Origin of the sequence: Methylobacterium sp. 2A, from assembly GCF_009806555.1 — a bacterium.
Classification (GTDB): Bacteria; Pseudomonadota; Alphaproteobacteria; order Rhizobiales; family Beijerinckiaceae; genus Methylobacterium.
The window spans coordinates 166676-176476 of the sequence record NZ_VUOK01000005.1; the positions used below are offsets into that span (position 1 = coordinate 166676).

Below are 9801 nucleotides of genomic sequence, written 5' to 3' on the forward strand. Positions count from 1 at the left end.
GCGAGATGGAACGGCCTGCCTGTTAGCGCATTGGTCGGCTCGGCTATGTGGCGCCTGCCGCAACGCGGCATGCGAGATGCACGAGCCCGGTGGTTCGTCGGGCCACGTGCTTTTAGCCCACTCCGCAGTGAGGGTTGTATCAGTGCCGCATACCCGGCAGCCGGTTCAGTCTGTTCCCGACGCCAGCACACCCCTCGCCAGCTTGAGGCGCGGCACCAGCCAACTGTTCGAAACCGAACGGCGCCTCAATGCCGTGCTCAACAACGCCTCGGTCTCCATCTTCCTTATGGATGATCGGCAGCACTGTATTTACATGAACCGCGCCGCCGAGCTGCTGACCGGCTGGACGCTCGACGAGGTTCTGGAGCGTGACTGCCCGCTGCACGACATCGTGCACCATACCTACCCGGACGGTCGCCCGTTCCCGCTGGCCGAATGCGCCATCGATCGCGCATTCCCGGAGAACAATCAGGAGCGCGGCGAAGAGGTGTTCGTCCACAGGGACGGGCATTTCTATCCCGTCGGCTTCACGGCCAGCCCAATCCGAGATGACGCGGCCAACATCATCGGCACGATCATCGAGGTCCGGGACATCAGCGACGAGAAGGCCGCTGCCGAGCGCCAACGCCTGCTGATCAACGAGCTGAACCACCGGGTGAAAAACACCCTGGCCACGGTGCAGTCGATCGCCGCGCAGACGTTCCGCGGCCAGACGGACCAAGCCGCGCGGGCCGTGTTCGACGCCCGCATGGTGGCACTGTCGACCGCACACAACGTGCTCGTCGAGAACAACTGGGAAAGCGCCAGCCTGCGCAGCGTGGTCGAGCGCGCGCTCGCGCCGCACCTTCTGGCGGAGGTCGACGTTAACCGCTTTCTGCTAGACGGCCCGGATGCACGCCTTCATCCCAAAGTCGCTGTGACCTTGGCCATGGCGCTGCACGAGCTGATGACTAACGCCGCCAAATACGGGGCCCTGTCGGTCCCTGAAGGCCGGGTCGCGGTGACGTGGTCCCTGCACGATCGGGACGATGGCCGCGAACAGCTTGATCTCGCCTGGGAAGAGCGCAACGGCCCGCCGGTCACTCCGCCGACGCGCAAAGGCTTCGGGTCCCGTCTGATCGAGCGCCAGCTTCCGATGGAGTTCGACGGCAGCGCCGCGATCACTTACGCGCCGGGCGGTGTCGTATGCCGGCTGGAGATACCGTTGACCCAGCTCGGCTGGGTCGGCCAGGAGACACTCGAGGGTCACCCTGCCCGATGAGTTTGCTGGAAGGGCGCCGCGTTCTGCTGGTCGAGGACGAGAGCCTCGTGGCCATGATGGCTGAGGACATGCTGCTCGACCTCGGCTGCGAGGTCGTGGTGGCCATGCGCCTCGACAAGGCCGTGGATCATGTCCGCGCCGGGAACTTCGACTTGGCCGTGCTGGACGTCAACCTGGGCGACGCACGCAGCTATCCGGTGGCCGACCTGCTGTTCGAGCGCTGCACGCCGTTCTTGTTCGCCACTGGCTATGGCAAGCAGGGATTGGAGGAGGCGTATCGGTCTGTACCGGTTCTGCAGAAGCCTTACCAAGCCGCGCCGTTGGCGCATCTGCTGACACAGCTCCTCACCTGCGAAGCGCCGATGTGGGGTGGGGCCGACGAGGGACCCGCGGCGTGCGCCTGCCACCGGCCCAAGGGGAAACCCTCCGGAGGGGGCCTTTCCGGACCGACCCCGTCCGCTGACGACCCAACCCGGTCGTAGAAGCCGGTCATGGCGACACCACGGAAGCGGACATCCGTCTCGTTGCCCGTCCGGCTAACGATCGGCCCTAGCCTATAGCCGCCCGCCGCGGACTGAACCCACAAAGTTTCCTCAAGCCGCCGATAGCGTGGTACTTCGGCGCGATTGCGGCGCATGCGCAACCCTGAAGCGAACGTTCTGTGCGCATCCTCGTTCTCGAAGATGACCCTGTGCTTTCGGACGGTCTGGTCTCAGGGTTGTCGTTGCATGGCATGACCGCAGACTGCGTTGCCACATGCGGGGACGCGGTATCGATCTTCGATGCGACGCATTACAGCGCGGCGATCTTGGATTTGATGCTGCCCGACGGCTCCGGACTGGACGTGCTGAGCCACATCCGCGCGCGGGACGACGCCACACCGGTCATGGTCCTCACCGCGATCGACGCCGTTGCCGACCGGATCGCCGGGCTCGACCGCGGAGCGGACGACTACATGGGCAAACCGTTCGACCTGGGCGAACTCGCAGCCCGGCTTCGTGTCATGATCCGGCGGGCGGCCGGACGCGCCTCTGCAACCTTCGCGTGGCGCGACCTCACGATTGACCTGAGCAGCCGTTTGGTCGCGCGGGCGGGCGTCGCGCTCAACCTTTCGCGCCGCGAGTTCGCGTTGCTGGAGGCGCTGTTCGAGCGGCCCGGCCGTGTGTTGTCCCGAAGCCAGCTGGAAGCCCGCCTCTACGGCTGGAACGAGGAGATCGGCAGCAACGCGCTCGAAGTCCATGTCCACAATCTGCGCGCCAAGATCGGACGGGACGCGGTCGAGACCGTGCGCGGCCTCGGCTACCGCATCCGGGAGGACCGTGCGTGAACTCTCTGCGCATGCGCCTGTTCGTTACCCTGGTCACGGCAACCGGGCTGGTCTGGCTCGCCGCCATCGCCTGGACCTATGTCGACAGCCGCGCCCAGTTCGAGAGCATCCTCGACCGCCGCCTCATGGAGGCGGCCCGCATGGTCGACAGCTTGTTCACGCCGGCCCGGGCGGGGGCCGCACGGCAGGTGGGCGGAGACGGCGACGCCCTTGCGCGGGTGGTGAGCTACGACCGTCACCTCAGCTGCCAGATCTGGTCCCTGGACGGGCGCCTGATCGGCGCCTCGGACGGGTCGCCGGATCCGGTCTTGTCGGACCAGCACGAAGGGTTCTCGAACCGCGTGGTCGAGGGTCAAGCTTGGCGTGTCTACGCTCTGTCCGACCCGGCCAAGGGCTTCCGCATCCTCGTGGGCGACAATCTCGGACAGCGGCGGCAACTGGAGCACGGCCTCGTCGAAAGCCTGCTGCTCACCGCCGGTTGCGTCCTGCCGATCCTGGCGCCCTTGATCTGGCTCAGCGTCGGCCGGGGCCTGCGGCCGCTGAACCGCGCGACCCGCGACCTTGCCGCCCGGGATGCCGACAACCTGGAGCGGGTCGAGACCGGCCGAATGCCGTCGGAGATCCGACCGCTGGTCGATGCGCTGAACCGGCTGTTCGGCAAGGTCGCGGCTGCGCGCGAACACGAGCGTACCTTCCTGGCCTATGCGGCGCACGAGTTGCGGACGCCGCTGGCCGGCCTGAAGACGCAGGTGCAGGTGGCCATGCAGGCGCCCGGGGCCGCCATGCGGGACGCCGCCCTCGCCCAGACCCTGCGCGCGGTCGATCAGTCGGCACGCCTCGTCGAGCAACTCCTGACGGTCTCGCGCCTCGACAGCGGCGGGCGCCCGGCCGCCATCGCCTGGATTCCCGTGGAGGAGCGCCTGCGCGATCTGCTCGCCGGGATGGGCAGCGTGCCGAAGCCGGAGCGCGTCGCCTTCGCGCCCGCCCTCACCGAGCTCGAGATCCAGATGGACGAGGACCTGTTCGACCTCGCCATGCGCAACCTGATGGAGAACGCCCTATTGATCACCCCGCCGGAAGGGGCGATCGCCTGGGATGCCGCGCTCGGCGCGGATGGAAGCGCCACCCTGTCGATCACCGACGAGGGACCCGGCATTGCCGAGGCGGAGCGCGCCCTGGTGATCCGTCGCTTCGTGCGCGGCAGCCGGCGGGCGAAGCTCGGCAGCGGCCTCGGCCTCTCAATTGTCACCATGGCGCTGGAGCAATCCGGCGCCCGCCTGCTCCTCGACGGACGGGACGGCGGCCCCGGCCTCAAGGCGAGCGCGATCTTCGGCCCCGGGCTCGCCAGGCGTGCCCCGCCCGCTACGGCTCGCCTTTGACCCGCGCGAGGTAGTCGACGATCACCCGCGCATCCTCCGGCGTGATCGGAGCCTTGTAGGCGGTGATCATCTTGTCGACGACCGCATGCCACTCCTCCCGGGAGAGGGCGGGCTGGTTCAGGGTGTGGTCGGCGGAGTGGCAAGCCGTGCAGTTCGACGCGATGACGTCGGAGCCCGGCCCGGCGGGGAAACCGATATCGTCGCCGAAGGGCAAGTCGATCTCGGGCGTCGGGCGAAGCTCCAGCGGCGCGGCGGCGAGGGCCGGCGCCGAGCCGGCAAGGAGGCCGGCAAGGAGGCCGGCCAGCAGGGCGGTGCGGAGGGATCGGGACATGGTCGCGCTCACCCCTCAGGCCGCCACGAGGTCGAGGGTCTCGACCTGGTTGGACATGTAGCCCCCTGGGTTCCAGACGCGCCGCATCGGCTGCACCACCCGGTCGGCGTTGGTGCAGCGGGCCATCACGGTGTGCGCCCCGCGAGCCGGAAGGCTGATCGTGGCCTGCCATTGCCGGAAGCTGTAGGTGCCCTCATCCTTGCCCAGAGTCGCGGGCTGCCAGGTCCGGCCGCCATCGAGCGACAGGTCCACCGCGGCGACCCCGCGGTCGCCCCCGAAGGCGATGCCGCGCACCGGTTGCGGCGCCCCGACCGGGACGCTGTCGCCCGGCTTGAGGTTGGTCACGAACGAGCGGGGCAGGTTCCGGGTGATCGGGACCATGCCGAAACCCTTCTGTCCGGGCTCGACCGTGTGATTGGGCGTGTCCGGCACGCGGTAGCTCCGCGTGGTCCAGACGCTGGGGTCGGGGTGGTCTGTCACCTCGATGTCGTCGAGCATCTTGATCCAGTAGACGGCCGACCAGCCGGGGACGATGAGCTTGAGCGGGAAGCCGTTCAGCATCGGCAGTTGCTGGCCGTTCATCGCGAAGGCCAGCATGACCTCGCCGTCGCGGGCGTGATCGATGTCCAGGGCCTTCACGAATTTCGGTGCGTCAGGCAGCAGCGGTTCATCGAGGCCGCCGAACTGCACATGGGTGGCCCCGCCCTTCACGCCGGCCCGATCAAGGACATCCTTCAGGCGCACACCGGCATAGAGAGCGTTGCTCATGGAGCCGTTCGCCCATTGGGCACCAGCGACCCGGGGCTGCGCGTAGAGACGCGAATTGCCGGCGCACTGGCTGACCGCCGCGATCTCGAAGCGCGGCAGGTCGTGAAGCAGCTCACGCAGCGACAGCGCCTGCGGCCGCTCGACGAGGCCGTGGACCTTTAAGGCGAAGCTGTCGGTGTCGACGTGGGTCGGGAAGGTGGCCCAGTGCCAGCTGACGAAGTGCTGGTCGTTCGGGGTGAACACGCCGGTGTCGAAGACGTCGAACGGCGTCTCCAGCCAAGGCGGCCGGGTACGCTGGACGATCATGCGCCCCTTCTCGGGATAGGTCGTGGTCATGGGCCGGGTGCTCGGGCCGCCCGGGACATGGAAATCGAAGGTGTCGGCGCGAGCTCGGCCGGCGAGCAGGCCCATCCCGCCGAGGGCGGCGGCCGACAGGAGGCCGCGGCGGCTCGGAGACGATAACGTGGTGTGTTGAGGCATCGAATCGAAAGGTCCGCTGAGCCGGAGCCCAAGAGGCCGGCGCAGGGTCTCCGCGCTCCTCAGCTTAAGGGCACCTTAAATGCGCCGAGGCGCGTCGCGGAACGCGTATGGGTGAAGCGAAGCGGGTGAGGCCAGACGCACCAACAGGCGAGCCGCGTCTTCGATTGCAATTCGCAGAGGTCAGCCTGGGTCGACTTCGTGGCCCAATCGCAGAGCGCATGCCTCGGGTGTGCGAAGAGGATCGTGGAGAAGCGCGACGGCGTCTGCTTCTTCGAACTCTCGTTTAAAAGCGGACTGGCGGAAATCCACCCAAAGCAGCCCGTCACACGGTCGCGTTGATCACATCACACCCTACCGAGGCTCTGACCCGACCAGCGGCCCGAGCGGCCGGCTGATATCGGTCCGGCCGAGATTCGGCGCGTGGAGGCTCGACACCGTGCCGTCGAGGAACAGGGCGTTGCGGCAGCCGAGATCGTCCTTGAACAGCCGCGCGAAGGCCCCGAAGGTCACTGGCCGTTCGGAGATCGCGAACAGCGCCACGTGCCCGTCCTCCGTCACGCCGACGCCGTTGCGGATCTTCTGGCTCGGCCCGTCGGCCGAGATCTTGGGGTGGATCTGGCCGTCGATCACCAGCATCGGCCCAGATTGCGTGGCGTAGTCCGGGCGGATCCTGGCGCGCAGGTAGTGGGCCGTGTCGAGCACCCCCGCGCGCTCGCCCTTCACCCAGAACACGCCGTTCGGCTTCAGGTGGAAGTTGCCCGGCCCGTCCGCGGTCGAGACGCGCTTCATCTCGCGCCCGCCCTCGACATAGAGGCCCACCGGCGCCTGATCCTTGTCGTACATGCCGGCATTCATCGCGAAGTCGAGGCGCTGCCCCTGCGCCTCGGCGAGGGTCCCGAGCGAGCCGTAGGGCCGCCCGTCCGGTTGCAGCCAGAACAGCCGCAGCCGCTCCCGCCGCAGGTCGATCGTGCAGACCGTGAAGGTCTCGCCCTGGGCCTCCACCGCCCGGCAGGGCTCGGAGGCCGCAGGTGCCGCCGTGGCGGGCCGGGGCGCAACCAGGGCGACGAGCGCGATCAACAGGGCGTGAGCCGGGCGTAGCGTCATGACACGGTCCATGCTGCTCGGGGAGGCGGACACGGTGCCTGTCGCTCCTGAAAGCGGCGATTTTCGAGCCCGAAACCGTCCCGGGGCTTGCCGGCCGGACAGCGGCGGCACGTCGCGGCCTTCACCTGAACTGTTTCGTACAGTCCGACGTTTCTACGCGTAGAGGGCGGTTTTCGACGGAGATGACGTGATGAAGGGTGCAGTGCTCTGCTCGGCCCTGCTGGCGGCGGGCGCTCTGGCGTTCGCGCCCGCCAGCGCGGATGCGCGCGGCTTCGGCGGCGGCGGGTTCCATGGCGGCGGCTTCGGCGGCGGGTTCCACGGTGGCGGCTTCGGCGGGTTCCACGGCGGCGGGTTCCACGGCGGCTTCGGCGGCTACCGGGGCGGCTTCGGTGGCTTCCGCGGCGTCGGGTTCCGGGGCGGATACGGCCGCGGCTTCTACGGACGCGGTTTCTACGGCCGGGGGTATGGCTATCGCGGCGGCTACGGCTACGGCCTCGGCGGCCTGGGTCTCGGCGTCGGCCTGGGCCTCGCGGCCGGCGGCCTCTACGGTGCCTATGGCGGGTACGGCTATCCCGGCTATGGCTACGGATACGGCTACGCCCCGGTCGGCTACGGCTACGGCGATTACGGATACGGCGGCGGCTGCTACACGGTCCCGCGGGTGCGCTGGACCCCCTACGGCTACCGCCGGGTGCTGGTCGAGCGCTGCTACTGAGCCGCATCCGTCAGTGTGAAGATCAACAAAAGGTCGCCCCCGGGCGGCCTTTTCCTTGTCCGTCATCCCGCGCGGCGTTGGACAGCTCAGCCTCGGACGCCGATACTGGTATCGGACGGCGGGAGGCGGCAATGAGCACAGCAACCGGGCAGGGTACTGGAGGCGTGGACGCGGTCGAGATCCGCGACGCCAGCCTCACCGCCTTCTACCGTTCGATGACTCCGCCGGAACGGCACACCTTCTGGGCGTGCGCCGCCGGCTGGTGCCTCGACGGCATGGACTTCATGATCTACCCGCTGGTGATCGGGACGATCATGAGCCTGTGGCACGTCGAGTCCGGCACGGCCGGGCTCGCCGCCACGGTGACGCTGCTGGCCTCGGCGCTCGGCGGCTGGTTGGCAGGCTACATCGCGGACCGGATCGGCCGGGTGCTCACCCTCCAGATTACGATCCTGTGGTTCTCGGTCTTCTCGCTGCTCTGCGCCTTCGTGCAGAATTTCGACCAGCTGCTGATCGCCCGGGCGATCCTCGGCCTCGGCTTCGGCGGCGAATGGGCGGCGGGCGCCGTGCTGATCGGCGAGACGATCCGGGCCGAGTATCGCGGCCGGGCGGTCGGCTCGGTGCAATCGGGTTGGGCGATCGGCTGGGGGCTCGCGGTGCTGTCGCAGGCGGTGCTGTTCTCGCTCCTGCCGCCCGAGACTGCGTGGCGCTGGATGTTCGCGGTCGGCGCCCTGCCGGCCCTGCTGGTCTTCTATCTGCGCCGCTACGTCGAGGAGCCGCAGGTCGCCGCAGAGACCCGCGCCCGGGCGGCGGCGGCCGGCGACCGGCCGCAGATCTGGGAGATCTTTTCGGGGCCGATCCTCAAGACGACGCTGCTGGCATCCCTGGCGGCGGCGGGCTGCCAGGGCGGCTATTACGCGATCACCACCTGGGTGCCGCGCTTCCTCACCACCGAGCGTCACCTGTCGATCGTCTCCTCCACCGGCTATCTCTCGGCGCTGATCATCGGCTCGTTCACCGGCTATCTCGTCGGCGCGTGGCTCGCCGACCGGCTCGGGCGGCGACCGCTGTTCCTGATCTTCTCGCTGGGCGCGATCGCGGTCATCGTCGCCTACACCCAGATCCCGCTCTCGAACGGCGTGCTCTGGGTGCTGGGCTTCCCGCTCGGCTTCTTCGCCTCGGGCTACTTCTCCGGGATGGGCGCGTTCCTGACCGAACTCTACCCGACGCGGCTGCGCGGCTCGGGGCAGGGGTTCTGCTACAATTTCGGCCGGGGCATCGGGGCGCTGTTCCCGGCACTCGTCGGCTACCTGTCGGAGCGCGTCGGCCTCGCCTCGGCGATCGCGATCTTCGCGGCCGCCGCCTATGGAGTGTTCTTCCTGGCCGCCTACGCGCTGCCCGAGACGCGCGGCAAGGTCCTGCACGCGGATTCCTGATCATGAGCGAGATCCGAGACTGCCCCGCCCCGGACCCGCATCCGGGCGGCCCGACCCGCTACGCCGTGCCGGCGGGCGCGGTCGATACCCACGCCCACGTGATCGGCCTGCCGCCCGCCTACCCGCTGGTGCCGGACCGGAGCTACACACCCCCGGCAGCCCCGGCGGAGGCCTATCTCGCCATGCTCGACGGGACCGGCATGGCCAACGGCGTGCTGGTTCAGGTCAGCGTCCACGGCACCGACAACCGCCTGATGGTCGAGACCCTGCGCGCCAACCGGCAGCGCCTGCGCGGCATCGCGGTGATCCCGCTCGGCCTGCCCGACGCGGAACTCGCCGCCCTGAAGGAGGCCGGCGTGGTCGGCCTGCGCCTCAACGTGCTGTTCGGCGGCGGGATCGGCCTCGACGCGGTCGAATCCTACGGGGCGCTCGCCCGCGAGATGGGCTGGCACCTCCAGTTCCTGCTCGATGCCCGGGACCTGCCGCCGATCGCCGGCCGCCTGTCGCGGCTGCCGGTGCCGCTGGTCTTCGACCATATGGGCCACATGCCGGCCTCGGCCGGGGTGGACCATCCGGGCTTCCAGGCGCTGCTCGGCCTCGTCGCCGACGGGAACTGGGTCAAGCTCTCGGGCGCCTTCCGCGATTCGGTGACCGGGCCGCCCTACGCCGACACGATCCCCTTCGCCCGCGCCCTCAACGACGCCGCGCCGGAGCGCTGCCTCTGGGGCTCGGACTGGCCGCACGTGGCCGCCTGGGACGGGCCGCCGCGGACGACGACACTCCTCGACCTGATGGCCGATTGGGTACCGGACGAGGCCCGGCGCAGGCTGGTCTTCGTCGACAATCCGCGCCGGCTCTACGGCTTCGGATAGGGCCGGAGTCCGCATCCCGCGGCCGGCCCAAGTCCTGGTTTCGAAAGGTCTCGCCCCAGCCCTTTTAAGGTGTTTGCGGAAGCAACGAGACAGGGGCCAAGCGCACTCTCCTCCCCCTTGTGGGGAGG

At 69.1% G+C, this 9801-nt stretch carries 10 protein-coding genes; 7 read left to right on the plus strand and 3 right to left on the minus strand.

Translation table 11 applies throughout. The features are described 5' to 3' along the window. Window positions 1–142: 142 nt before the first annotated feature. From FVE89_RS04070 to FVE89_RS04085, 4 genes are all read left to right on the plus strand, one after another. A complete protein-coding gene (locus FVE89_RS04070; protein ID WP_160532850.1) occupies window positions 143–1261 on the plus strand; it encodes an HWE histidine kinase domain-containing protein in 1119 nt (372 codons plus the stop codon). Further along, window positions 1258–1743 (plus strand): response regulator, encoded by a 486-nt coding sequence (locus FVE89_RS04075; protein ID WP_246730485.1) that lies wholly within the window; start codon window positions 1258–1260, stop codon window positions 1741–1743. Before FVE89_RS04070 ends, FVE89_RS04075 begins: the two co-directional genes overlap by 4 nt. A gap of 179 nt (window positions 1744–1922) precedes the next feature. After that, entirely contained in the window at window positions 1923–2588 is a 666-nt protein-coding gene (locus FVE89_RS04080; protein WP_160532851.1) for a response regulator, read from the plus strand. Further along, window positions 2585–3967 carry a histidine kinase dimerization/phospho-acceptor domain-containing protein gene (locus FVE89_RS04085; RefSeq protein WP_160532852.1) on the plus strand — a complete coding sequence of 461 codons (1383 nt, stop codon included), beginning with the start codon at window positions 2585–2587 and terminating at the stop codon, window positions 3965–3967. Before FVE89_RS04080 ends, FVE89_RS04085 begins: the two co-directional genes overlap by 4 nt. On the opposite strand, the gene FVE89_RS04090 is transcribed toward FVE89_RS04085, so the two are convergent. The 3 genes from FVE89_RS04090 to FVE89_RS04100 all read right to left on the minus strand — a co-directional run bounded on the left by FVE89_RS04090 (window position 3951) and on the right by FVE89_RS04100 (window position 6650). Further along, a complete protein-coding gene (locus FVE89_RS04090) occupies window positions 3951–4298 on the minus strand; it encodes a cytochrome c (RefSeq protein WP_160532853.1) in 348 nt (115 codons plus the stop codon). The genes FVE89_RS04085 and FVE89_RS04090 overlap by 17 nt on opposite strands. Before the next feature lie 15 nt (window positions 4299–4313). Further along, window positions 4314–5477 (minus strand): molybdopterin-dependent oxidoreductase, encoded by a 1164-nt coding sequence (locus tag FVE89_RS04095; protein ID WP_160532871.1) that lies wholly within the window; start codon window positions 5475–5477, stop codon window positions 4314–4316. Between the two features lie 420 nt (window positions 5478–5897). Further along, window positions 5898–6650 carry a phosphodiester glycosidase family protein gene (locus tag FVE89_RS04100; protein WP_160532854.1) on the minus strand — a complete coding sequence of 251 codons (753 nt, stop codon included), beginning with the start codon at window positions 6648–6650 and terminating at the stop codon, window positions 5898–5900. 190 nt (window positions 6651–6840) lie between these two features. Here FVE89_RS04100 and FVE89_RS04105 point away from each other — a divergent pair, with 190 nt between their 5' ends. From FVE89_RS04105 to FVE89_RS04115, 3 genes are all read left to right on the plus strand, one after another. Next, window positions 6841–7365 (plus strand): hypothetical protein, encoded by a 525-nt coding sequence (locus tag FVE89_RS04105; protein ID WP_160532855.1) that lies wholly within the window; start codon window positions 6841–6843, stop codon window positions 7363–7365. A gap of 131 nt (window positions 7366–7496) precedes the next feature. Beyond that, complete coding sequence (locus FVE89_RS04110; RefSeq protein ID WP_160532856.1) at window positions 7497–8801, plus strand: MFS transporter; 1305 nt, start codon at window positions 7497–7499, stop codon at window positions 8799–8801. A gap of 2 nt (window positions 8802–8803) precedes the next feature. Beyond that, window positions 8804–9673 carry an amidohydrolase family protein gene (locus tag FVE89_RS04115; RefSeq protein ID WP_160532857.1) on the plus strand — a complete coding sequence of 290 codons (870 nt, stop codon included), beginning with the start codon at window positions 8804–8806 and terminating at the stop codon, window positions 9671–9673. The last annotated feature ends 128 nt before the right edge of the window (window positions 9674–9801 follow it).

Bases quoted from the DNA above. Each gene is read 5' to 3' on its own strand.
- FVE89_RS04090 (WP_160532853.1), bottom strand. From the start codon at position 4,298: ATGTCCCGATCCCTCCGCACCGCCCTGCTGGCCGGCCTCCTTGCCGGC.
- FVE89_RS04075 (WP_246730485.1), top strand. From the start codon at position 1,258: ATGAGTTTGCTGGAAGGGCGCCGCGTTCTGCTGGTCGAGGACGAGAGC.
- FVE89_RS04105 (WP_160532855.1), top strand. From the start codon at position 6,841: ATGAAGGGTGCAGTGCTCTGCTCGGCCCTGCTGGCGGCGGGCGCTCTG.
- FVE89_RS04100 (WP_160532854.1), bottom strand. From the start codon at position 6,650: ATGACGCTACGCCCGGCTCACGCCCTGTTGATCGCGCTCGTCGCCCTG.
- FVE89_RS04115 (WP_160532857.1), top strand. From the start codon at position 8,804: ATGAGCGAGATCCGAGACTGCCCCGCCCCGGACCCGCATCCGGGCGGC.
- FVE89_RS04110 (WP_160532856.1), top strand. From the start codon at position 7,497: ATGAGCACAGCAACCGGGCAGGGTACTGGAGGCGTGGACGCGGTCGAG.
- FVE89_RS04095 (WP_160532871.1), bottom strand. From the start codon at position 5,477: ATGGGCCTGCTCGCCGGCCGAGCTCGCGCCGACACCTTCGATTTCCAT.